The sequence below is a fragment of the Hymenobacter sediminicola genome, assembly GCF_014250515.1.
Classification (GTDB): Bacteria; Bacteroidota; Bacteroidia; order Cytophagales; family Hymenobacteraceae; genus Hymenobacter; species Hymenobacter sediminicola.
On sequence record NZ_CP060202.1, the window covers coordinates 1093050 to 1116795 of the forward strand.

Annotated in this window: 14 protein-coding genes; 4 read left to right on the plus strand and 10 right to left on the minus strand. The window is 58.1% G+C overall.

The window, feature by feature from the left end:
• Window positions 1-348 precede the first annotated feature (348 nt).
• Window positions 349-4032 (minus strand): DNA polymerase III subunit alpha, encoded by a 3684-nt coding sequence (dnaE, locus tag H4317_RS04695; RefSeq protein ID WP_185888992.1) that lies wholly within the window; start codon window positions 4030-4032, stop codon window positions 349-351.
• 467 nt (window positions 4033-4499) lie between these two features.
• Here dnaE and H4317_RS04700 point away from each other — a divergent pair, with 467 nt between their 5' ends.
• On the plus strand, window positions 4500-5570 hold the full coding sequence (locus H4317_RS04700) for a fatty acid desaturase family protein (protein WP_185888993.1): 1071 nt from the start codon (window positions 4500-4502) through the stop codon (window positions 5568-5570).
• Between the two features lie 81 nt (window positions 5571-5651).
• Here H4317_RS04700 and H4317_RS04705 read toward each other — a convergent pair whose 3' ends face one another.
• The 7 genes from H4317_RS04705 to H4317_RS04735 form a co-directional block, all read right to left on the minus strand.
• Window positions 5652-6362: a LysM peptidoglycan-binding domain-containing protein gene (locus tag H4317_RS04705; protein ID WP_185888994.1), complete on the minus strand. Its 711-nt coding sequence runs from the start codon at window positions 6360-6362 to the stop codon at window positions 5652-5654.
• Window positions 6363-6417: 55 nt separating this feature from the next.
• A complete protein-coding gene (locus tag H4317_RS04710) occupies window positions 6418-8748 on the minus strand; it encodes a LysM peptidoglycan-binding domain-containing protein (RefSeq protein ID WP_185888995.1) in 2331 nt (776 codons plus the stop codon).
• Window positions 8749-8952: 204 nt separating this feature from the next.
• Complete coding sequence (locus tag H4317_RS04715) at window positions 8953-11925, minus strand: TonB-dependent receptor (protein WP_185888996.1); 2973 nt, start codon at window positions 11923-11925, stop codon at window positions 8953-8955.
• An 83-nt stretch (window positions 11926-12008) separates the two neighbouring features.
• Window positions 12009-12650, minus strand: a complete 642-nt coding sequence (locus H4317_RS04720; RefSeq protein ID WP_185888997.1) for an O-methyltransferase — start codon at window positions 12648-12650, stop codon at window positions 12009-12011.
• Window positions 12651-13538 (minus strand): YDG/SRA domain-containing protein, encoded by an 888-nt coding sequence (locus H4317_RS04725; RefSeq protein WP_185888998.1) that lies wholly within the window; start codon window positions 13536-13538, stop codon window positions 12651-12653.
• A gap of 7 nt (window positions 13539-13545) precedes the next feature.
• A complete protein-coding gene (locus H4317_RS04730; protein WP_185888999.1) occupies window positions 13546-14778 on the minus strand; it encodes a M16 family metallopeptidase in 1233 nt (410 codons plus the stop codon).
• A gap of 109 nt (window positions 14779-14887) precedes the next feature.
• Complete coding sequence (locus H4317_RS04735) at window positions 14888-15913, minus strand: glycosyltransferase family 9 protein (protein ID WP_185889000.1); 1026 nt, start codon at window positions 15911-15913, stop codon at window positions 14888-14890.
• Window positions 15914-16124: 211 nt separating this feature from the next.
• On the opposite strand from H4317_RS04735, the gene H4317_RS04740 reads away from it, so the two are divergent.
• From H4317_RS04740 to H4317_RS19455, 3 genes are all read left to right on the plus strand, one after another.
• Window positions 16125-17420: an aminopeptidase P N-terminal domain-containing protein gene (locus H4317_RS04740; RefSeq protein ID WP_185889001.1), complete on the plus strand. Its 1296-nt coding sequence runs from the start codon at window positions 16125-16127 to the stop codon at window positions 17418-17420.
• Between the two features lie 327 nt (window positions 17421-17747).
• Window positions 17748-19229, plus strand: coding sequence for an OmpA family protein (locus tag H4317_RS04745; protein ID WP_185889002.1), 1482 nt, complete (start codon window positions 17748-17750; stop codon window positions 19227-19229).
• A gap of 266 nt (window positions 19230-19495) precedes the next feature.
• Complete coding sequence (locus tag H4317_RS19455) at window positions 19496-21076, plus strand: OmpA family protein (RefSeq protein WP_185889003.1); 1581 nt, start codon at window positions 19496-19498, stop codon at window positions 21074-21076.
• A 339-nt stretch (window positions 21077-21415) separates the two neighbouring features.
• Here the strand turns inward: H4317_RS19455 and H4317_RS04755 are convergent, their stop codons facing one another.
• Entirely contained in the window at window positions 21416-21961 is a 546-nt protein-coding gene (locus H4317_RS04755; protein ID WP_185889004.1) for a DUF4252 domain-containing protein, read from the minus strand.
• A gap of 162 nt (window positions 21962-22123) precedes the next feature.
• On the minus strand, window positions 22124-23728 hold the full coding sequence (locus tag H4317_RS04760; RefSeq protein ID WP_185889005.1) for a hypothetical protein: 1605 nt from the start codon (window positions 23726-23728) through the stop codon (window positions 22124-22126).
• Between the last annotated feature and the right edge of the window lie 18 nt (window positions 23729-23746).

Consider the following 23746-nt stretch of genomic DNA (forward strand, 5'->3'; position numbering starts at 1 on the left):
CGTGCAACCTTGTTGGAAGGTGATGGAGTCGGCTTTTTTATTAAGGGTGGCGCTTTGTTGGCTGTAGTAGTTGGCCATGTTGAGAGACCGGCCACGTTTATAAATGATCATGTCATCGGGCGGCATATCTCCATCAACTCGCTCAAGGCAACGCCAAGCGCCTCTCAGTCGGGCTTCTGTAAGTCCCTGCTTTTCTTGGCAACCATTCAGAAATAGCATTGTTAAGACCGAAAGTAGTAGGCGGCGCATAGTTTGGTCGATATGATAGAAGCTGGCTGTAACTGATAACGCAGGTGCCGCTACTTAGAGCCACACCTGCGTTAAAACTACATATATGCTCGTTTCTCTCTAAATCAGCTGGCAGGCGTCGATTTCCATTTCGCGCATTTTGCGGATGAACTCCTTGGGCTCGATGCGGTAGCGGCGGGAGTAGGTGTCCACGGCCAGGTGCTCGTGGGGCTCGGCGAACTTGATTTCCAGCTTTTTGGAGCCTGAGCAGCCTTCCACGGCTTCCATAAAACGGTCCATGAAGGGCTCCGTGATGGTGCGCAGATCCAGCTGCACGCGCACGCCGTTGGCGAGCTTCTCGGCCACGTTGAACAGAGGCTCCATGGTCATGATCTTGAACTCGAACTGGTCGGAGTCGCGGAAGCGCTGAGCATACTTGCCGCGGATGAACATGGGTGGCACTTGCTCCTTGTCGTAGTTGCGGGGGTTGATAATGCTGGAAAACTTAGTGTAGTCGTCGCGGAACAAGGCTAGGTTAAGCGACGAGTCGTAGTCTTCCACGTTGAATGACACAAAGGGCTGCCCGGTCTTGGTAGTCTTAAACAGCACGTTGGAAATCAGGCCGGCTACCGTTACGTCGCGGTTTTTGTAATTCTCTATCTTATCGAGCCCGCAGGTGCAGTAGGAGTCGATTTCGAGCTTGAAGTCGTCGAGCGGGTGACCGGAGAGGTAGAAGCCCACAATTTCCTTTTCCCGGCGCAGCTTCTCGGTCGGGCTCCAGGGCTCCAGGTCGTGAATCTTGGGCATCGGAATGGCCATTTCGCCGCCGCCGCCGCCAAACAGGCTCTGCTGAGCCGATTCCTTGGCAGCCTGGTGCTGCTGGCCCACCTTCATGGCCTTTTCAATGAGGTTCTGGTCACCACCTGGTGCTTCCAGAAACTGGCGGCGGTGGTAACGCTCAAACGAATCGAAGGCGCCGGCCTGGGCCATGCTCTCGAAGGTTTTCTTGTTTACGGCCCGCAGGTTCACGCGCCGGGCAAAGTCGAAGATGTCGCCGTAGGGGCCGTTTTTGTCGCGCTCCTGCACGATTTCCTCCACGGCTGCCTCGCCCGAGCCCTTCATAGCGGCCATGCCGAAGCGGATCTGGCCCTGGGCGTTTACGTTGAACTTCAGGATGGATTCGTTCACGTCGGGGCCCAACACAGCCACGCCCTGCTTGCGGGCTTCCTCAATGAAGAAGGTTACCTTCTTGATGTCGCCCATGTTGTTGGTGAGCACGGCGGCCATGTACTCGGCGGGGTAGTGGGCCTTGAGGTAGCCGGTCTGGTAGGCTACCACCGAGTAGGCCGCGGAGTGGGAGCGGTTGAAGCCGTAGGCCGCAAACTTCTCCATCACATCGAACACCTCGTTGGCCTTTTTGGCCTTGATGCCGTGCAGCTTCTCAGCGCCCGCGCAGAACTTCTCCCGCTCCAGGGCCATCTTCTTCATGTCCTTTTTGCCCATGGCCCGGCGCAGCAAATCGGCGCCGCCGAGCGAGTAGCCGGCCAGGATCTGGGCCGTTTGCATGATCTGCTCCTGGTACACCATGATACCCTGCGAGTAGTTCAGAATGGGCTCCAACAGCTCGTGGGGGTAGTCCACCGTCTCGCGGCCGTGCTTGCGGTTGATGAAGTTTGGAATGAACTGCATCGGGCCTGGGCGGTACAGGGCGTTCATGGCAATCAGGTCCTCGATGTTGGTCGGTTTGAGGTCCTTGAGGTACATGCGCATACCCTCGCTCTCGAACTGGAACGTGCCGATGGTGTCGCCGCGCTGGTAGAGTTCGTAGGTTTTCTGGTCGTCAATCGGAATTTCGTCGATGTCGATTTTGACTCCGTGGTTTTTCTCAATCAGGTTGATGGCATCGACGATGATGGTCAGGGTTTTGAGGCCCAGAAAGTCCATTTTGAGCATGCCAGCACTCTCAATCACCTTGCCATCGAACTGCGTGATGAGCAGGTCCGAATCCTTGGAAGTGGAAACGGGGATGTACTTGGTGATGTCGTCGGGGGCAATGATGACGCCGGCGGCGTGGATGCCGGTGTTGCGCACTGAGCCTTCTAACTTCTCGGCCAGGCGCAGAATCTGCCCGCGCAGGTTGTCGGGCGCGTCATCGCGCCGGATCATGTCCAACTCCTGGTTTTCGGCAAAGGCCTTGGCCAGGGTCGTGCCCACCTGCTCCGGTACCATCTTCACCAAGTCGTTGGCCACTGGCAGCGGCAGCTCCATAGCCCGCGAAACGTCCTTAATCGACGATTTGGCGGCCATCGTACCGAAGGTGATAATCTGGGCTACCTGGGTTTTGCCGTACTTATCTACCACATAATCAATGACTCGCTGGCGGTTCACGTCGTCGAAGTCAATGTCGATATCGGGCATCGACACCCGCTCCGGGTTCAGGAAACGCTCGAACAGCAGCGAGTACTTAATCGGGTCAATGTTGGTGATGCCGATGCAGTAGGCCACCGCCGAGCCCGCCGCCGAGCCCCGGCCCGGCCCGATGGCCACGCCATTGTTGCGGCCGTGGTTAATGAAATCCTGCGTGATGAGGAAGTAGCCCGCAAAGCCCATCGTCTCAATCACGCGCAGTTCGTAGTCCAGGCGCTCCTCAATTTCGGGGGTGCGCTCAGAGTAGCGGGCTTTCGGCCCTTCAAACGCTCCTTTGAAGGTGAGGTGGCGCAGGAAAGCATCAGCCGTAGGGTGCTCCGGGGGCAGGGGGAAATTGGGTAGCAGAATATCACGCTGCAGGACTGGCGGCGTAATTTTGTCCACGATTTCGTTCGTGTTGTCCACGCTTTCCGGCACGTCGGCGAACAGCGCGTTCATCTCCGCCTGGTTTTTGAAGTAGAATTGGTCGTTGGCGAAACCGAAGCGGGCCCGGGGCTTGGGGCTTTGGGCCTCCTCGTCGATGCGCTGCAGCTGGCGGCGGATGGTGGCATCCTGGCCGGAAAGGTGGCGCAGGTTGTCGAGGTGGTCGTAGTGAACCTTGTTGTCCTGGGAAATCAGGCGGAAATACTGGGTCTGGAAGTCGCCGACCGGGATGCTGTGCTCCTCGCCAGTATTCACGCAGAGCAGAATATCGTGGGGCGCGAAGTCAGTCTGCTCCACGTAGTGCGAGTCGTTGGTGCAGATGACCTTGACGTTGTACTTGCGGGCCAGGTTCAGCAGCACCTGGTTTACATCTTCCTGGCTTTTGCCGGTGCCGTCGAAGTTCATCAGCCCGTGCCGCTGAATTTCGATGTAGTAGTCGTCCTCGAACACGTCGAGCCACCACTTGAGCAGCTCCTCGGCCTTGGCCTCACTCTGGAACAGGATGGCCTGCGGAATTTCTGCGCCAATGCAGCAGGAGGTGGCAATCAGGCCCTTGTGGTACTTGAGCAGCAGTTCCTTGTCGATGCGCGGGAACTTGCTGTACACGCCCTCGATAAAGCTCATCGAGCAGAGCTTGCTCAGGTTGTGGTAGCCGGCCTGGTCCTTGGCCAGCAGCAGCTGATGGTAGCGCTTGTCCCGCTCGCCCTTTTCGCGGCTGAAGGCCTTTTTGTGGCGGTCCTCCACCATGTAGAACTCGCAGCCCACAATCGGCTTCACGTTGTACTTGTTGGCCTCGGCCACAAAGTTGAACGCCCCGAACATGTTGCCGTGGTCGGTGAGGGCTACGGCCGGCATCCCATCGGCCTGAGCCTTCTTCATCAGGGCCGAAATGCTGGCCTGACCATCAAGCAGAGAATATTGGGTGTGCGAGTGGAGGTGCGAGAAAACGGGCATGGGCAAGCAACTCCGGCCGTTAGGGCGCGAAGCGTACAGTAAAGTTACCCACGAATCAGCGGCTAGGAAAGGTTGCGCGGCAACGGATTTTGGCGTATCAACAAGAGCATCTGATAGCCGCTTCTCGTATTCATCAATGACAGAATGCAGCGCGCCTAGTTAGGCGTACCGCAGCAGAGAACTGCACTAAATATAACTCAGGTGTCGTTGCCGAAGAGCTAGAAGGGACGTATACCTCGAAAGGCATGTGTGACAAACCGTCTATCTTGCCAGGGTCTTTGCAATCAATTTGAGACACTAGGAGTTAAGAGGACAGCTGGTGATATGGCCAGCGCCTGAATGAGTGGCTGGTGATTAGCACCGCCCGGAAGTTAGCGGCCTGCTATAGACCGGTCGAAAATTATATAGTTACTTCTCTATTTAGATTGTCTGTCTTCTGTGGCCGGTTCCGCCGGCTGGTATCACGCATGAAATATTTGGTAGCCCTCACTGATCCGGTCTACGACCAGACCGTTGCCACAACCCGAGTAGGTCAGTACCTGCTCCGGTTTATCCAGGACAAGCGCGACCTGCCGTTTGTGTACCTAATTCTGGAAATTTCGCTCACGCTGCTGCCGCTAATAGGGCTGCTGTTTGTGCCAGGACTGCACAACGGACTGTGGTGGGCGGTATTTGGGGTGTATATATTCCTGACTACATTTTACTTCAAAGGGCCGTTTGGGCTGATGCTGCACTGCACCAGCCACCGCATTCTGTTCAAGAAGAAGTATGGATACCTCAACCACTACATTCCGTGGGTAATCGGGCCGTTTTTTGGGCAGACGCCGGAGACGTACTTCACCCACCATATGGGCATGCACCACCCCGAAAACAACCTGCCCGACGACGAAAGCTCCACTATGTACTACCAGCGCGACTCGGTGGTCAGCTTCGGACACTACCTCGCCGATTTTTTTCTGCTGGGCATTCCGAAGCTCGTAGCCTACCTGGGGCGCACCCGCAAGAACACGTTTCGCTTCCGGCTGCTGCGTGGTGAGACGGCCTATCTGGTGGTTTGTATTGGGCTGGCTTTCGTGAACCTGCCGGCGGTGCTAGGGGTGCTGGTGCTGCCGGTGCTCGTAACGCGGGCCGTGATGATGCTTGGCAACTGGAGCCAGCACGCTTTCATTGATGCCGCCGACCCGGCCAATTGCTACACCAACAGCGTGACATGTATCAACACCAAATACAACCACAAGTGCTGGAACGACGGCTACCACATCAGCCACCACCTGAAACCTGCCATGCACTGGACCGAGCACCCGCTGCATTTCCAGAAAAACCTGGCACAGTATGCGGAGCAGGGTTCCGTCGTGTTCGAGGGCATCCACTTTCTGCACATTTTCGCGTTTCTGATGATGCGCCGCTACGACCTGCTGGCCCGTCACTTCGTGAACCTGGACAACCGCCACGCCACCGAAACGGAAGTTGTGGCCTTTCTCAAGTCGCGCACTAGGCGTATTGCGCGGTTGCCGGAACCGGTGTTGGTGGCTGCCTGAATTCAGGCCTAAATTCACAGAAAAACAAAAAGGCCGCCCGAATGGCGGCCTTTTTTAATTGATGCAGAGAAGTGCCAGCAGCTAGTTGGTTTGCTGAATAGTAAGCACTTCCCCAATGCGCACACTGTTGTCGGGCTTGCTGTTCCAGGCCTGAATGTCGGCCGGTTTCACCTTGTAGTGGCGGGCAATACCGAAGAGCGTTTCGCCCTTCACTACCGTATGCTGCCGCTTGATGCTCGAAGCCGACTCAGTGGGTTTGGCTGGCAGCAGCGTGGCAATCGGAGTAGCTGATGCAGCTACTGGTTTGGCGGCCGGGGCAGTAGCGGCTACCGCAATGCCCGGTTTGGTGGTGCCCACGAAACCAGATTTCTGCAGCCGTTCGGCGGCGGCCTTGAGGGCAGGGTTTTTGGCGGTGCGGGCGTTGAAGCTACGGTACTGCGGGCTGCGCATCAGGGTTTGTAGCTCTACCTGCCAGGGTTGCTGGCGCAGGCGCTGGGCCAGTTGCTGCTGCTGCTCCCGGGGTAGGCTGGCCGTGTAATGGCTCAGGCGCTGGTTGTAGGCGGGCATCTCCTGCAGGGCCGTTTCGATGAGCTGCGTGGCGCGCGTATCATCAGGCTCATTATAGATGGCGCGCAACTGCCGCACACTGGTCTGTACCAGCCCCGACATTACCCGCACCGAATCTTCTGACAGAGCCGGCCCACTGCCCACCGGCGCCTGCTGCGCCCGACCAACCAAAGAAAGTGGCAGCAACAGGCTGCCCAGCGACAAAACGCGAAAGAAAAAGCGCATTAGAAACGTGTGTCTATAACCTTGAATCGAGGAGGAGAAAGGAGAAAGGCGCGAACTACTTGGCAGGTTGCACCAGCAGCACTTCGCCGGGCTTCACATTGAAATCCGGCTTGTTGTTCCACTCCATAATCTGCTTGATAGTGACGCCGTACTTGCGCGAAATGGCATACATCGACTCGCCAGCCGCTACCGTGTGGCGCACGGTCGGCACGGCGGCTGGGCTGGCCGCAGCAGTTGTAGGATTGGCGGGAGTAGCTTGTTTAGCGGCCGGCTGCGCGGCAGGAACAGCTACCGTTTTAGGCTGATACACGCCCGTCCGGGTTGTGGCGGGCGCTACCGTGGCCGCCGGAACGGGTGTTGCGGTGTCGTCAGCTGTTACGCGCAGCACTTGGCCCAGCCGTAGCGAGGGGTTCTGGGGCAGGTTATTCCAGGTTATGAGGTCGGCGGGACGCAGGCCATAGCGGCGGGCCACAGAGTAGAGCGTTTCTTTGGCTTGCACTGTGTGCAAGCCATTAGCCGGAATAGCTTCCACGGTGCCAGAACTGGCCACTGGGGTGGGGGGCAGCGGCTTCGGTACGCTGACGGCTACTCCCGCACCAGTTGCCGCCGCAGGCGTAGGCTTGGAAACTGGGGCCGGCTTGGCGGTAGGGGCAGCAGGCTTGCTGATCGGCCGCGGCAGGGGAGTGTCCTCAGTAGGCTCGTTGGCCGTACCCGCCGCTGGCTCGTCGCCGATAGGGGTGGAGGCGGGCAGCGCTTTGCGAGCCGGCAACGGCGCAGGTTGGGTTGCTACAGTTTCGCGGGGTGCGGGTGTAGGAGCTGCCACGGGCGCTGAAACCGGCGCAGGAGCCAGGTCGTTGAGGTTTTCGGTTGTCGCATCGGTGGCACTGTCAGGCTGCGTGACTACACCAGTGGGAGCCGGCTCGTCGGGCGTCTCTACAGCATCTTCCAAAACGCGCACGGCGCTGGCAGTTTTGCCCATGTAGGGCTCCGTCTCATCAATGCGACGCTTTTTTGGAGCAAGCTTGGTTACAGGCTCAGGAGTTGGCGCAGGAGCCGCCGTAGGGGCGGGTGCAGCCGCTACCGGCTTACTGCTCGGCCGCTCGAAAGCAGCCAAGGCGGCCTCATTTTTGCTGTCGGCATACTCAATAGCAACTTCTTTAGGGCGAGTGTGCTTCAGCCACAGAATGCGGCCGGGACGCAGTTCCTCGTTGCGAGGCATGCGGTTTTTGCTCCAGATGGCCTTCGCCCGGATACCGTACTTCTGCGATACAGTAGCCACACTTTCGCCGGCCTGCGCTACGTGGTATTCCACTTCGCTCTTGTCCCGCTTCTTCTGCACGAAGTAGGGCTGGCCCACCACAATGTTATCGAAGGCGAACAGGTCATTGAACTGCATAAACTTGCGCACCTTAAGTCCGGCCCGCTTCGCCAGACTTTCCTTTGTCTCGCCGGGCAGCGCCACGATGGCCCGCAGGCCGTTCACCCGCACGTACTCCGCGTTCTGCGGGTCGGGCTGGGGGGCGTTGAGGAGCTGGCCGGCGGTGGCGTTTTTTTGCTGTGCCGCCATAGCCGTCAGCTGCAGCGGGTCCGTAACGGGCACTAGTACCGTATAGATTTTGTCGGTGGGCACAGTGGGCGCCAGCAGCCAGCGGTTGTGTTTGAGTAGCTCGGCTGGGTCGGTTTGCAGGGTTTGGGCTAAGATGCTGAGCGGCTGCCCGGCCGGGGCCGGAAACTCCTGCAGCAACATTGGGGGCTTGGGGTTGTGGCCCACGGCGGGCTCATACGCCAGCTTGTGGGCCAGCATCGTGAGAATGTAGGCGTGGGTTTTCTCGGAAATTTCCATTTCCGTGGCGTCGAAGTCGGTCGGGAGCGTGTAAGGCTTCACGCCCCCGGAGCCCAGATTATAGCTGAGCAGCGCATTTACCCAGTTGTGCAGGGCATTGTTGTTGCGCTTAAGGTACTTGGCCGCGGCGTGAGTAGACGCCACAATGTGCTTGCGCTCATCCACGACATCGTTCATCACCACCCCAAAATCGGCGGCCGATTCGCGCTTGAACTGCCAGTAGCCTACGGCGTCATGTATGCTTTGCGCATCGCCCTGCAAGCCGCTTTCCTGAATGGCCAGAAACCGGAAGTCGAGCGGCAGCGCTTCTTCCTGAAATACCCGCTCGATGATAGGGAAATAGGCATCGGCTAGGTTTACGCGGGCCTGAAACGAAGCCGGGTGGCTGCGCAGTGCGTCTACTTTCTGCTGCACCATGCGGCGTCCGCCTTCGGTAAGGCGCAGGTGCATGCCAGCAAAATCGAGGGCGGATGGCACCGGTACGCTCTGCGCAGCGGCCAACAACGGCAGCCAGCAAAGCAGCGCGAGTACTAGTTTTTTCATGGGTAATCGGGTTCTCATTCCCACAAAGTAGGCGAAAACCGGCCGGTATATGAAACCAAACTAGCAGAAGGAAACCACTAGTAACGAAAAGAGACGAAGCTTCTGCGTCACTCAATTGCTGAATCCAAGCCGTTGCCGGATTAATAATATGCTCCACTCCCATAAAAAAGCCCGACCTAACGAGGCCGGGCTTCTTTCTTGCTGCTACATACCGCCGCCGGGAGGGCCAATGCCCCCGCCACCACCGGGTGGTGGGCTACCGGGCTGCCCGAAGCCGCCTCGGTTGCGCCGTTCAGCAGGTGCTTCGCTAGGCAGGGCGTCGTTGCTGCTGCCGTTGCCGGCATAGCTCCGGATGTTGTAGGTGAACATGAGCATCAGGTAGCGCTGCAGAATGTTGCTCTGTACATCCTCGGTGTAAGCGGCCGTGTTGTTTACCTGAATGCTGTTGTTTTGGCCCAGCAAATCGAAGGCGTAAATCTTGATTTCGCCTTGCTGCTTGGCGAATATTTTCTTGCCCAGCGAGGCATTCCAGAGCACGAAATTCTGGTTATAACCCGCCGAAAGGCCTGTGTAAAGCTGGTGGTTCACATCAGACTGCAGGGTTACGCCCTTCACGATGATCCAGGAAAAGCGCAGACTGGTGTTCTGCCGGAAATACTGGCGGTCTACCTGGCCGGGCAGCGTGTTGCGCACATAGTTCTGGTTGGAATTCGAGGACAGCGTGAAGTCCAGCTCCGGGCTGATGTTGCTGCTCAGGCCCACGCCCAGCCCGAAACTAGGAGTGCGGCTGTAGTTCAACTCCTCGAATACCAGCCCAGGCGTCTGCGCGAAGTTGGCGTTGGCATTCAGGTTGAGGTTGGACTTGATGAAGCCCAGCGGCATGCTGTAGTTGAGGAAGGAACGTAGCGTATACTGCTGGTCCAAGTTGACGGGCCGCGTAAGCTGGCCGCCCACCGGAATGGTCACGCCACCCACCGTCAGCGGCTCGGTACCAGCATAAATAGTGCTGTTGGTGATGTAGTTGTTGGTGTACGAACCGCCAATCAGGGCAAAAAATGAGGTGGATTTCTCCGGCACCGCCGACGAGTAGCGCAGGAACAGGTTGTGGCGGTACTCCTGGCGCAGGTCGGGGTTGCCGGTGGTCAGCTGCAGCGGGTTGGCGTTGTTCACCACTTCCTGTAGCTGGCTGATGCTGGGGGCGCTGGTGTTGGTGCGGTAGTTCAGGCGCAGGTTCTGCTGCTTCGAGAAGTTGTAGCGGACCGTGGCATTGGGCAGGAAGTTCAGAAACGAGCGTTCCGTGAGCGTGGCGCGCGGAAACTCCTGGTCGGAGCGGAGCTGCGCGTTCTGCACGGCCGCGCCCACCGTCCATTGGAATTCCTTGTTCTGGTAACGGTAGGTCAGCTCGCCGGCATTGGTCAGGTAGCGGCTCTCAAACACGCTGCTCAGCGTATCATTCAGCAGCGAGTAGGCCTGCTCGCCCGGCGCAAAGTCGTAGGTGCGTTTGTCCGACTGGTTGGGCGTGTACGAAATGCGGTACTCGCCCTGCAGCTGGCTGAACTGGCCCAGCGGCTCGGTGTAGTTGAGGTTGCCGGTCCAGGCCCAACCTTGCTGCGTCAGCTCCGAAAACTGATTGAGCAGCGTGGTGCGGCCACCCACCGCCGAGGTAGACGACAGCAGGTTGTTGTCGCCTTCTTTATCGTTGTAGGTAGTATTCAACCCCACCGATACCGTGCGGCCGCGCTTGGCAAACCGGTGCCGGAATTGTAGCTGGTTGCTGGCCGTAATGCCTGTCAGGGCCGAGCGGTAGTCACTGGTGTTGCTGCCCTGGGTTTCGTTGGCCGCGTCGCCGGAAGCCAGAAACGTGCGGCCATCGAGCCCGCTGTTGCCGGTGTTGCGCTGCACCGACAGCGCCGGCCGCCAGATCAGCGAGTTGGCCGAGTCGAACTTGTGCTCCAGCCGCATAGTAAAGCGGTTGTTGATGTTGCGGCTGGTGTTGAGCGAGTTTTCGTTGTAGCGCAAATCGTCGGTGGAGCCTTGCGGGGCCACGTAGCGGCGCAGCAGACTGGTGCGGGCCGTGTTGTCGCTGAGGTTGAAAAAGTAGCTGCCCTGTACGTCGGTTTTGGTGCCCCAGGTATCAGAGTAGTTCAGGCCCAGCGCATGCGTTTTGCTGATACCGCCCTGCTGGTTCACCAGGAAGTTGCCGGCGTTGTTGCCGCCACCGCCGCCCTGGTTGCCGCCGCCGGGGTTTCCCCCACCGCCGCGCCCACCACGGCCGCCGCCCCCACTTCCGCCCGAAGAGCCTACCACGCCTAGCAAATCTTCGGTCCCGAAGTTCTGCTCGTTCACGTTGTTGCTCTGCGCCACCACACTCAGGCGCTGCTTGCCCTTAAACTGGTTGATGTTGCCGCTCAGCCGATACCGGTCGTCCTGGGGGCCATAGCCGGCCAGCACCCGTCCGAATTTGCCGTTGCGGAACTGCGGCTTCGTAATGATGTTGATGGTTTTCTGCTGGTTACCGTCGTCGAAGCCCGTAAACTGACTCTGGTCGGAGGCCCGGTCGTACACCTGAATCTTGTCGATGACTTCGGCCGGAATGTTCTTGAGCACGGCGTCGGGGTCGTTGCCGAAAAACTCCTTGCCGTCTACCAGCACGCGCTGCACCTGCTCGCCCTGGGCTTGCACCTTGCCGGTAGTCGGGTCCACGTTCACGCCAGGCATCTTCGTGATGAGGTCCTGAGCGTTGGCATCGGGGTTGGTTTTGAAAGAACCCGCGTTGAACTGTGCGGTGTCGCCTTTTTGCACGGCGGCGGCGGCTTTGCCAACTACCTCCACCCCTTTGAGGGCTACACCGCCCGCGCTGAGCGTGAGCGTACCCAAGGCCAGTGGTTGCCCGGCCAGCGTGAGCTGCCGCTGCAGCGTCTGGTAGCCCAGAAACGAAACCGTCAGCTCGTAGCGGCCGGCTGGCAGGCCCGTCACCGCAAAATTACCTTCGCCATCAGCGGCCGCGCCGTTCTTAACGGAGTCGGCGGAAAGGCTGCGGACCAGCACGTTGGCGCCAATCAGGGGGCTTTGGTCGGCGCCGTCTACAATGCGCCCGGTTACGGAACTGGTTTGGGCGTGCGCTGCCAGAACGGTGCAGAACAGCAGCAGGAAAAGCACTAAGAAACGTCTTGGCATCAGGCAGGGAAATGAGTCACTCACGGCAATAGACGCAAATGCGGCCCGGACGTTTACTTCACCGGCGAAAAAGACCGAAGTAGTTAGAGCTTGCGCACCAGCAACAGTCCGTCGCGCAGAGGCAGAAACACGTTTTCCACGCGCGGATCGGCGTGCACTTTGTCGTTGAAGGCCCGAACGGCGTACGTGTCTTTGTCGGAGGATTTTATGGGGTAGGACTCTACCACCTTACCACCCCAAAGTACATTGTCGATGAGCAAGAACCCTCCTGTACGCACCTGCGGCAGTACCAGCTCGTAGTAGGTGTCGTTGTTGATTTTGTCGGCGTCGATGAACACCAAATCCCAGGTTTCGCGAAGCCTGGGCACAATTTCGGCCGCCGCCCCAATGTGCAGGTGCAGCTGGCCTGTAAGCCCCGCCTCGGCCACATAGCGCCGGATACGGCTTTCCAGCTCCGGATTGAACTCGATGGTGTGCAACTCGCCGTCATCGGCCAAGCCTTCGGCCAGGCACAGCGCCGCATAGCCCGTGAACGTGCCCAACTCCAGCACCCGCCGGGGCCGCACCATGTGGCTGAGCATACTCAGGAGCCGGCCCTGCGCGTGCCCGCTCAGCATGCGCGGCATCAGCGTCTGCACGTGGGTTTCGCGGTTGAGTCGCGCTAGCAGCGGCGGCTCGGGAGTAGTGTGTTGGTCAGCGTAGCGGAAAAATTCTTCAGAATCCATTCAGGCAAAAAGCGAAGCCGGCGGCTGGGGCTGGTAGATGCGCCGCCGATGATAGAGTAAGTGCTCCGGGTGAGGATGATGGCTAGGCGCTACGGTGAGCTGTCCGGTCTGGCCCAGCAGGCAAAAATCTTCCTGGATTGCCCAGGCGCCCCGGTCGAAGGTCACGTGGTGATTGGGGCACAGGCAAAGTAAGTTGGTGATTTTGTCCGGACCGTGATGTGCCCCGCCCAGCGGCCGGATATGAGCGGCCTCGGAATATGCGCCGCCTGGCACGGGAAGCCGCGTGCCACATACCTGGCACCGGAAATCATATAGCTGCTTTACGGCGCGCATCACGGCTGTATCACGCACAATCTGCTGTACTAGGGCCGGGCGCCGCCGGGCTGCGGCATATTCTGCCTCTGGTTCCTGAGCCTGTGGCGGCACTACAGTTGCTGTCTGCGGCATCTGCTCCAGTCGAAACCGCCAGATCCGGTGCCCTGACATGCCCATTTCTTGACTGAACTGCGTGACGTAATACAACCCGGCGTACTGGTAAAACGACAAGCGGCCTTCCTGCACCTTGCGAATGACACGCACTGGCGTCTGTTGCGCAAAACTTAGACTCAGAGCCAAGTTCCCGCCCGTCAACTGCTGATCGGCTACTTGGCGGCCATCCTGATTACCACCTTCTCCCGTGTATAGAATAGAACAGCCCAGGTCTACATCATCCTCGTAGCCACCTGAAAGCACAATGGCTTCGGCAGGGAAGCCCTTCAAACTGGAAATGCCCTTGTATAAGTCGCGGTGTAGGCCAGCGGCTTTCACCTCAGACCGGTTCAGGAACTCATACCCCGGCAAAACCTGCGGCACTTCACCAAGTCTAATTGGATTGGGGAGCTGCGCCATATTACTGTTACTCCGGCACGTACTGCAGCACGCTTAGGTTGTCTTCGCGCAGGATATCGTTGGCGAGTTCCAGCAACTCCGAGGACGTGACAGCGCGCACCCGTTCGAAGATTTCGTTGATGGTTTCCACGCGGCCAATGTCTAGGGTGCTTTTGGCCAACAGCTGCATCATACCGCTGTTGCTTTCCTCCGACATAGCCATCTGACCCATCAGCTGCTCCTTCACGGTATGCAGTTGGGTAGTGCCTAGGGCCTGCTCGCGCAGCTTCTTCAGTTCCTTCTGCACCAGCGAAATAGTGCGGCTCACCTGTTTCTTCTCGGTGCCGAAGTAGATGCCGAATAGCCCTGTATCGGTATAGGGCGAGTAAGTAGCGTCTATGGTGTAGACGAGGCCATACTTTTCGCGCACGGCCAGATTTAGGCGCGAGTTCATGCCAGGGCCACCGAGCAGGTTGCTGAGCATGAAAAACGGAATCCGGCGTGGGTCCTCGATGGCATAGGCTGGGCCCCCGATAAGGCAGTGGGCCTGCGTGATAGGCTTGCGTTCCAACTGCTCCACGCGTTTATAGCCTCCAAACGAGGTACGGGGGCGTGCACCTAGCTTGGCCGGCAGCGGTGCCAGAAACTTGTCGGCCAGCCGCTTCACTTCCTTGAAAGGCAGGTTGCTGACCGAGCTGAACACGAGCCGGTCGGTGCGCACGTTTTCCTGCAGAAACTGCCGGAAATCGGCTTGCTGGAAGTTGCTGACACTTTCCCGCGTGCCCAGAATGTTGTGGCCCAGCGCATGATTGGTGAAGATGACGTCGTCGAAGTCGTCGATGATGGCATCTTCCGGCGCATCCTGGTACATGCTCATTTCCTCCAGAATCACGCCGCGCTCCTTCTCTATTTCCTTTTCCGGGAATATTGAGTTGAACGTGAGGTCAGTCAATAATTCGAAGGCGCGCTCGAAGTGCGTGCTGAGCAGCGAGGCGTAGAAGCAGATTTTCTCCTTGGTTGTGTAGGCATTCAGCTCACCACCTACCGTTTCGAGGCGGTTGAGGATATGGAAGCTTTTGCGCTTCTCGGTGCCTTTGAAAGCCATATGCTCCCAGAAGTGCGCGAGGCCCTGCTGTCCGGGCTTTTCATCGCGCGAACCAATATCCAGTAGGAAGCCGCAATGCGCGATTTTGGTGTGCAGAACTTGTTTATGCAGAACCCGGATGCCGTTGGGCAGCTCGTACAGGTCGTATTCAGACATTTTGTGGGGTCTTGGAGTCGTAGGGGCCTGAGCAATAGCAGCCCGGCTCTGTATAACCGCGCACGGGCGCAGTGGGTTACAAAGGTACAACCAGTGATGACGTGCTTGACTACCTTGTCCCCGATTCGGCCTCAGCCAGCACGGCCAGCAGCTGCTGGGTTTCGATGCCGTAGGCGCACAGGAAATGACCCAGGGGGCACTTAGCGTACCCGTGTAGGCCACAGGGACGGCATTCCAAGTCGCCCTTTATTTCAACTACTCTCGAAAAGGGGCTCAGCGGCCCAAACCCGAAGTAGGGCACTGTGGAGCAGTACACCGCGCAGGTGGGCGCGCCCACAGCTGAGCACAGGTGCATAGGCGCTGAGTCGTTGACATAGTTGAGCACCGCCCCGCGCATAAGAGCCGCCGAGGCCAGCAGCGAAAGTTTCCCGGCTAGGTTCACCAGACCCGGCCGGCCGGCGGTCTGCGCCAATGCGTCACAAGCTGCCACATCGGGCGGACCGCCCAGCAGGTACACGGTGTAGTGCGCTGGCAGCGCTGCCAACAGCTTCAACCACTGCTCCGGCGGAAACTGCTTGGTAAACCAGACTGAGGTAGGCGCAATGCACAGGTAGGGTGCGGCTGCCGCGTAGGCTGCCACAGCCGCTTCATCAGCGGCGGAAGGGTAGAGGCGGGGCGGCGTGATAGTGCTGCCAGAATTTGACCCTAGCAGGTGCAGGTTGCGCGACACCTCATGCACGCCCGGCCCGATAATATGCGGCACCACCTGCGTAAACCACCGGGAAAACGGGTTCTTATCAAACCCAACCCGCTCCCGCGCCTCAGAAAAAGCCGTCAGAAAGCCTGTGGAGGCAAAGCGCTGCAGCGTAATAACCCGGTCGTAGCGAGTTTTTCGGATCTGCTGGAGCAGGCGCCACAGGCCGCGGTATTTGTCTTTCTTCTTGTCCCAGACCAGCACGTTGCGCACGTGTGGGTGGCCCTGAAGGAGCCCTTCATTGCCTTTGCGCACCAGAAAATCAACGGGCGTGTCCGGCTCGGTGCGGTGCAGTTGCTCCAACAGCGCCGTTGCCAGAATAACGTCGCCAATAAATGCTGTTTGGATCAGCAGGATGGCTTGGCTGGCAGGGGCGGGCATAGAAGGAGCGAGCGGAAAATGGAAGGCAAAAGTACGGTGTCTGCGCCAGTACAGCAGGCAACTAGGTAACGAATAAATAGAACTATGGCTGAAATTAAAAGAGCATGTCCGTTTCTGCAATGCGGCCATGTGCGGCACTCAGAAGCATTCTTCTAACTTGCAGCCGACACTCTTTTAGTGTGTCCCTGAACTTTCACTAAGTCCCGCTCCTATGCGCTACGGCCGTATTGCCCCCGAGCTTTTCACTGAAAACCGCCGCCGCTTCCGCGCGCAACTGCCGCCTGCCTCGCTGGCTATTTTCCACTCCAACGACGTGATGCCGACCAACGCCGACGGTACCATGACGTTCCGGCAAAACAACGATCTGTTCTACCTCGCCGGCGTCGATCAGGAAGAAAGCATCCTCGTCATCTTCCCCGATGCCGTGTTGCCCCAGCACCGCGAAATTCTGTTCCTGAAGGAAACCTCCGAACATATTCTGGTTTGGGAAGGCTACAAGCTCACTAAAGAGCAAGCCCGCGAGCAGTCTGGTGTGCCCACCATTATGTGGCTGGAGTCGTTCAAATCGGTGCTGCCAGCCCTTATGAACGAGGCCGAAAACGTGTTTCTCAACTCCAATGAGCACATCCGGGCCACAGTAGAAGTCGAAACCCGCGACGCCCGCTTCATCAAATGGATTCGGGAGGCCTACCCGCTGCACTTATACCGCCGCGTGGCTCCCATCATGCATCATCTGCGTGCCATCAAGAGTGCCGAAGAAATCCGCCTGATGCAGAAAGCCGCCGACATCACCGGCGACGCTTTCCGCCGCCTGCTAGGCTTCGTGAAGCCCGGCGTGATGGAGTATGAGATTGAGGCCGAAATCTTCCACGAATTTCTGCGCCAAGGCTCCCGCGGGCCAGCCTACGGCAGCATCATTGCTTCCGGGGCTAACGCCTGCATTCTGCACTACGTGTCGAACGACCGGGAATGCAAGGACGGCGACGTGATGCTGCTCGATTTCGGGGCCGAATACGCTAACTACGCCGCTGACCTGTCGCGCAGTATTCCGGTAAACGGCAAATTCACGAAGCGCCAGCGCGACGTGTACGAGGCCGTGCTGCGGGTGATGAAGTATGCCACGTCGCAGCTTGTGGCCGGCAACAGCATTGAAGAATACCACGCCGGAGTGGGCCGCTTCATGGAGCAAGAGCTGATTAAGCTAGACTTGCTCAACGAGCAGGACGTGAAGAACCAGGACCCCGCCGCACCGCTCTACAAAAAATACTTCATGCATGGCACTTCGCACTATCTCGGCCTCGATGTGCACGATGTAGGCGCCAAGTACCGCGTGTTCGAGCCGGGCATGGTGTACACCTGCGAGCCGGGTATTTATATCCGCGAAGAAGGCCTTGGTATCCGCCTCGAAAACGATATTCTCATCACTAAAACCGGCAACGACGACCTAATGAAGAATATCCCGCTCGAAGCCGACGACATTGAGCGCCTGATGCGCGCCGCCCGATAACGCCTCCGGACTTTCGCAAGAAGCCGCTTGATTGAATCAAGCGGCTTTTTTGTTGGACTCAGTCAGGAAGTTTTGGTAGGCTTCAGATGAGAAGTAAGGACGTAGTGGCGTAAGGTCTCGCCGTAGCTCAGCAGTTGGGAATCAGCCAGCAAACGTGGCTGGCAGGAGTGCCGGCAAAGCGGAATAATGCAGTCTGCTCGGGCTTACCAGATGTACTGCACAGTAACTTTCCGCTTGCTCAACAGGTATAGGATGCTACTTCCGGGCGGTTTTGCCTTACGAGGCAGGGCCCGCCGCTGAAGGTTCTGTTCACCAAAACTTCTGGTTATGAGAAACCTCTTAACTCCCACCTTAGCCCTGGGACTGACGCTGCTGGCAGCGGCCCCAAAGGGGCACGCCCAGACTGCCGACCGCAAAACGGCCATCAGCCTCTACGGCAGCGCCTACCAGTACAAAGGCAACTTCGGCTCCAACTTCTGGAAGTGGGGCGACAACAACTACGGCCCCGGCATCAGCATCAACCGCTACCTCACGCCGGGCTTGGACCTGGGCCTGAGCGGTGCCTACGTGGAGCTGAAAAGCACGCCTGAGCAAAGCGCCTCGCGCTTCGGTTCTAACTTCAACACTAACGTGGTGAATGTGAATCTGGCGTTAAAGCTCAAGCTGAATAATGGCTGGGCTCTGAAAGAGGATGCCGTGATTCAGCCGTATTTGCTGGCTGCGCCGGGCTGGGCTTTCACCAGCCGCGAGGGTAGCTTCGTCAGCAATGGTACAACTACTAATCTGGCCGAAGACAAAAGCTACTTCGATGTATTTGGCGCGGCTGGTATCAACTTCCGCGTCAGCGACGCCGTTGGTATTTTCATCCAGACGGGTCAGCACATTCCGCTAAAAGCCAATTTGGACGGTGACCCGGTCCGCGACGATAACAGCTTCGACGACCGGTACCTGCAGCATACTGCTGGCCTGACCGTGGCTTTTGGTAAAGCCAAAGACGAAGACGGTGACGGCGTGCCCGACCGCAAAGACAAATGCCCAGCCACGCCGGCCGGCGTAGCGGTGGATGAGAAAGGCTGCCCACTAGACGGCGACGGCGACGGTGTACCAGACTATCAGGACCAGTGCCCCACGGAAGCTGGCACGGCTGCCCTCAACGGCTGCCCCGACCGGGACGGTGACGGCGTAGCCGATAAAGACGACGAGTGCCCCGACCAAGCTGGTACGGCTGCTCTGCGTGGCTGCCCCGATACGGACGGTGACGGCGTAGCCGATAAAAACGACAAGTGCCCCGACACCCCACGTGGTACCCAGGTAGATGCCAACGGTTGCCCGCTGGTACTCGACTTGGACAATGACGGTGTGAAAGACGACGTGGACAAGTGCCCGAACACTCCGGCCGGTGCCCGCGTCGATGCCAACGGTTGCCCGCTGACTATTGACCCTGCCGTGAAGCAACTCGAGAAGCCTATCCGCTTCCGCACCAACAGCACGGTTATTACGTCCAGCTCGTATCCGGCCCTGAACAAGATGGTACAGGCCCTCAAAGACCACCCCGAGTACAGCCTGCGCGTAATCGGCCACGCTGATAGCCGTGGTACTGATGAGTACAACCAGGGTCTTTCGGAGCGCCGTGCTGGGTCGGTGAAGCGCTACTTCACTGGCAAGCAGGTGAATCCGGCTCGTATCGTAACGGAAGGCCGTGGCGAAGGAGAGCCAGCCGCGCCAAACACGTCAGCCAAGAATATGAGCCAGAACCGTCGGGTAGAATTCCAGTTCGAATTCTTCATTCCTGACAGCCCGCAGCCATAAGTTCAGCTGACACCATTTATCACAAAAGCGGCGAGCCATACGGTTCGCCGCTTTTTTTTCTTTGCCAGTGCCAAAAAGGCGTTGGGAAGTGCCAACGGTAGCTGAACCACAGTGACCTAGTCTGTTTTCAGAGTTACCGGAGGCTATATGTGAAAAACAGAATCCTGTTTAATCACAACCTTACCGCAAGAGAGAAAGTATAGGACCCCGTACTGAGTTAGGCGCCTGATAGGCCCAAGCCAGTATTTCCACACACACTTTCTACTATGAAACACCTTCTAACCACCAGCACCGCGCTGGGGCTGCTACTGCTGACGGCAGCGCCGTCGCAGGCGCAGACTGCCGACAAAAAGACGGCTATCAGCCTCTACGGCAGCGCCTACCAGTATAAGGGCAACTTCGGTACTAACTACTGGGACTGGAGCGCCAATAATTACGGCCCCGGCATCACGTTCAGCCGCTACCTCACGCCAGGCCTGGACCTGGGCCTGAGCGGCGCGTATGTAGAGCTGAAAAGCACGCCAGAGCAAAGCGCTTCGCGCTTCGGTTCTAACTTCAACACCAATGTGGTGAATGTGAACTTGGCGCTGAAACTCAAGCTGAACAATGGCTGGGCTCTGAAAGAGGATGCCGTGATTCAGCCGTATTTGCTGGCTGCGCCGGGTTGGGCTTTCACTAGCCGCGAGGGTAGCTTCAACCAGAATGGTGTAAGCACGGATCTGGCTGAAGACAAAAGCTACTTCGATCTGTTCGGGGCGGCTGGTATCAATTTCCGGCTGGCCGATGGCGTTGGTCTGTTCATCCAGACGGGCCAACACATTCCGCTGAAGGCCAACCTAGACGGTGACCCAACTCGTGACAACGATGCCTGGGATGACCGGTATTTGCAGCATACAGCCGGCCTGACGGTGGCCTTCGGTAAAATGAAGGACGAAGACGGCGACGGTGTTTCAGACCGCAAAGACAAATGCCCAGCCACCCCGGCTGGTGTAGCAGTAGACGCCAACGGTTGCCCGCTTGACGGCGACGGTGACGGTGTGCCGGACTACCAGGATAAATGCCCCACCGAGAAAGGCTTGGCGGCGCTGGAAGGCTGCCCCGACCGTGACGGTGATGGTGTGCGCGACGGCGACGACAAGTGCCCTGACACTCCCGGCAAAGCAGAGCTGCAAGGTTGCCCGGATGCCGATGGCGACGGTGTGACAGATGCCAGCGACAAATGCCCGAATACGCCATCCGGCGTGGCCGTAGATGCCAATGGCTGCCCACTCGACCGTGACGGCGACGGTGTTCCCGACTATCAGGACCGTTGCCCTAACCGTCCTGGTCCGGCCTCGAACAAAGGCTGCCCCGAGATGAAAGTAGAGGAGAAGAAAAAGCTCCAGGAAGCCACGAAGTTCATTCAGTTCGACTTCAACAAGGCCACGCTGAAGCCAATTTCCTTCCCCACGCTCAACGGCTTGGTGCAGATCCTGAACGATTACCCAGACTATTTCCTCGGTATTTCGGCTCACGCTGACAACAAAGGCGACGATGCTTATAACCTCCGCCTGTCGGATGAGCGTGCTGCTTCGGCTCGTGCTTACATGTTGAGCAAAGGCATTCCCGCCGACCGTATCGTGTCGCATGGCTACGGCGAAAGCAAGCCTATTGCCGACAACGCTACTGAAGCCGGTCGTACCATCAACCGCCGCGTGGAGTTCGACGTGTACCTGCCCGGCGACCCAAATCCAGCTGAAACCAAATACGGTGTAGCTCCTGAAATTCCTGCGGCCCCTAAAGCTGCTCCGGCTAAAGCCCCGGTGAAAAAAGCTCCGGCTAAGAAAGCGGCTCCGCGCAAGCGCTAAGCCCTGCCGAACAAAGCTTATATCTAAAAGCGGCCTGCTCTCTGAGCGGGCCGCTTTTTTGTGCGCCTATAGTACTGGAAGAGGGCTTCGTCTGCATCTGCACAGCCTGAATGCGCTATGCTTGCGGTTGTCCTAGCTCTTTCTGCGGAGCCGCTAGATGTGGTTCTAGGTGTTGGCAACAGCAGAGTGAATTGTTGTGCTGGTCTTCACTGTGGCGAATTGTATAGAGAGTCAGCCGGAGACGAAGAAAGCGTAACTGCAACCGGATAGCAGGCATACGAAAAGGGCCGCTCCTTTATGAGGAAGCGGCCCTTTTTACTAGGTCAAACAAGCTGACTCTTACTTAGTCATGTCGGCTACATTCGGCAGGATCTTGACCAGTTGAGCCAGTTGCTCCTGCGTGAAATTGCCGCCGATAGACATCAGCATGAACGAGTCGGGGACACCGGAAACGCTGCTGGTTGCAACTACTTCGGTTACCCGGTCGCCTTGCTGCCGGGTGGCATAGCGGACATTGTCGCTACCAGCACTCAGCGGCGTATACCGCTCATTGGCCAGCAAGCCGTTTACCTCGCTTACCAGGCCTTCCGATACCAGCTTTTCGGCACTATTGCTGGTTGGGGCAAATGTCAGCACCCGGAAACTGCGTACTGATGACAGGGCCTGCGTGAGGTCGTTTTCGCCGCCCAGGCTGCCGAGGCGGCCCAGCAGGATACGGGTCGTGAGGCCAGCACTCCAGTCGGTGGCTTTAAAGCCGGAGCGGTTCTCATACTTATTGAAAAACTCGGCGACTGTGCGGGCCGGATTGCCAGGGCCAGCAGCGCGGCAACCTGCGAGCAGCAATAAGGCTACCAGCGGCAGCCACAGAAACGTACGGATTCTCATAGGATTGGAGAGAGAAAAGGTGATGGGAGAGAAGTAAACGTAGACAATGAGGTATGTTAAACGCTGTTTCCAGCATTTTGGCTACCAGCGTCTAGCTACTTAGCTTCCATGAACCCCATTCTGCTTTCCGTAGGATGTGCTGCCTGCTAGCTGTGCTACACCTCATTCAAACCCGATAGCATTGAGAAAAAACACTTCCCGGTCGGGGGCATGGCCGGCCCGTACGTGCTGGTACCCATAAGCCAAAAACCGGTTGCCATACCACGTAACAAGCCCTTCGTTGCTGGTAGTAGTGGCTTTCTCCTTCGCAGTCGGCAACGATGACGTTTTCAGATTTACGTGCAAGTCGTTGGGCGAAGGAGCAGTCCGGTCAATGATTTTGTAGTTCAGCTTGTCGTCGGTGAGGTAGGCCATAGCTAAGCGGTGCCCATCGGGTAGCACGCAGAGGCGTACGGTCTCGCTCAGGTTGTAGCGCACTACATCCTTCAGCACAAACGTGTTGTCCCAGAGCAGATTTCCCCGCTTGTCGAAGCCGCAGACCAGCGCGTGCGTAATGCGGTAGCCGTCAAACCCCCGGCTGCCCCGGCTCCAGTTACTATTGCCGTAGCCAGAATAGTAGTACGGGTTGTACATGTAGCTAGGGTTGTACAGCCCACCGTACGTATTGTGGCGGTAATACGGAAAATAGACTTCTGCCACCATTACGTAGCCATCTTCAAACGGAATCAGGTCGTGGATGAGCGTACGGTAGCGCAGGCGCAGTACCCGGTCGGCAGCACGCATCTTCTCGCTTTTTTGGCGCAGGCGTCGCGCCCGGCCAGGGCTCATAAAGTCGAAGAAGTGCTTCAGGTTTGCAAAATCATAGAACCGCAGAGAACGGCGCGAGCCGTTGGCCGCAACGCCCGCCGAAAGGTCGGCCGCGAATAGGCCCTGAGAATAGCGCGGGTCGCGCAGGGTGTAAGTGCCGGCCAGCAACCGGCCAGCAGTTGAATCAGCTGCCGGACTGATCTGGGCCGAAATCAGGCCCCGCTCACTTTCTGCCTGCACAAATTCGGAGCGCAGCAGCATACCCCGCGCCGACAGTTGCTTGAGTTGCAGACGCATTTTGTAGCCGTTGGTCTGGCTCATCACAAACTCGGCCCGTTGAGCGGCCGAGTCGGCCAAGAAGGAAAGCTGCGCAGGCAGTGGCTCGTATACAGAGGGCAGAAACTGATGCTTGCCGGTAGCTAAGTCCAGTAGCAGAATAGTCAGGTGATTGTCCACGAGCACGGTCACGAACAGATTGCCGGCCAAGGCCTTTATATCGTATATCTCGCGGGTCAGCTTGGTGTCAAACTCATATGTGCGTAGCTGTCGGCCGAAACCATCCACGGTGGCTACCCACAGCCGGTGCTGCGTATGATCCGACTGAAATAGCGAGTAAACGGTAGTGCCCTCGGCGCAAATCTGCTGCAGCTCATACTCATGAGGCACCGGCAACGCCACATTCCAGAGCGGCTGTAGGCGGTAGTCGTATTTCTGCAGCGCAAACGAATCGTGCCGCAGGCCAGGGCCGTCCTGTTTCACCATTACTACTACGCTGCTGTCCTGCGCAATAGGCTGCACGTTCACGTCGCTGGAGTACAGTTCCAGCGGTAGTTCAAGTCGGGTCGCTTGCGTAGGAGCGTAGGCCGATTCTGCCGGCGTGCTCTGCTGGGCATCAGCATGCCGGGCAGTACCCGCCAGAAATAGCAGTAGCAGTAGCAGGAGTGGGACGAGGTGTTTCATAACCGCAGCCCTGCGCTG

Coding starts and splice junctions, on each gene's coding strand:
- H4317_RS04755 (WP_185889004.1), bottom strand. CDS start 21,961: ATGAGAATCCGTACGTTTCTGTGGCTGCCGCTGGTAGCCTTATTGCTG.
- H4317_RS04740 (WP_185889001.1), top strand. CDS start 16,125: ATGCGCTACGGCCGTATTGCCCCCGAGCTTTTCACTGAAAACCGCCGC.
- H4317_RS04760 (WP_185889005.1), bottom strand. CDS start 23,728: ATGAAACACCTCGTCCCACTCCTGCTACTGCTACTGCTATTTCTGGCG.
- H4317_RS04725 (WP_185888998.1), bottom strand. CDS start 13,538: ATGGCGCAGCTCCCCAATCCAATTAGACTTGGTGAAGTGCCGCAGGTT.
- H4317_RS04730 (WP_185888999.1), bottom strand. CDS start 14,778: ATGTCTGAATACGACCTGTACGAGCTGCCCAACGGCATCCGGGTTCTG.
- H4317_RS04710 (WP_185888995.1), bottom strand. CDS start 8,748: ATGAAAAAACTAGTACTCGCGCTGCTTTGCTGGCTGCCGTTGTTGGCC.
- H4317_RS04720 (WP_185888997.1), bottom strand. CDS start 12,650: ATGGATTCTGAAGAATTTTTCCGCTACGCTGACCAACACACTACTCCC.
- H4317_RS04700 (WP_185888993.1), top strand. CDS start 4,500: ATGAAATATTTGGTAGCCCTCACTGATCCGGTCTACGACCAGACCGTT.
- H4317_RS19455 (WP_185889003.1), top strand. CDS start 19,496: ATGAAACACCTTCTAACCACCAGCACCGCGCTGGGGCTGCTACTGCTG.
- H4317_RS04735 (WP_185889000.1), bottom strand. CDS start 15,913: ATGCCCGCCCCTGCCAGCCAAGCCATCCTGCTGATCCAAACAGCATTT.
- H4317_RS04715 (WP_185888996.1), bottom strand. CDS start 11,925: ATGCCAAGACGTTTCTTAGTGCTTTTCCTGCTGCTGTTCTGCACCGTT.
- H4317_RS04705 (WP_185888994.1), bottom strand. CDS start 6,362: ATGCGCTTTTTCTTTCGCGTTTTGTCGCTGGGCAGCCTGTTGCTGCCA.
- dnaE (WP_185888992.1), bottom strand. CDS start 4,032: ATGCCCGTTTTCTCGCACCTCCACTCGCACACCCAATATTCTCTGCTT.
- H4317_RS04745 (WP_185889002.1), top strand. CDS start 17,748: ATGAGAAACCTCTTAACTCCCACCTTAGCCCTGGGACTGACGCTGCTG.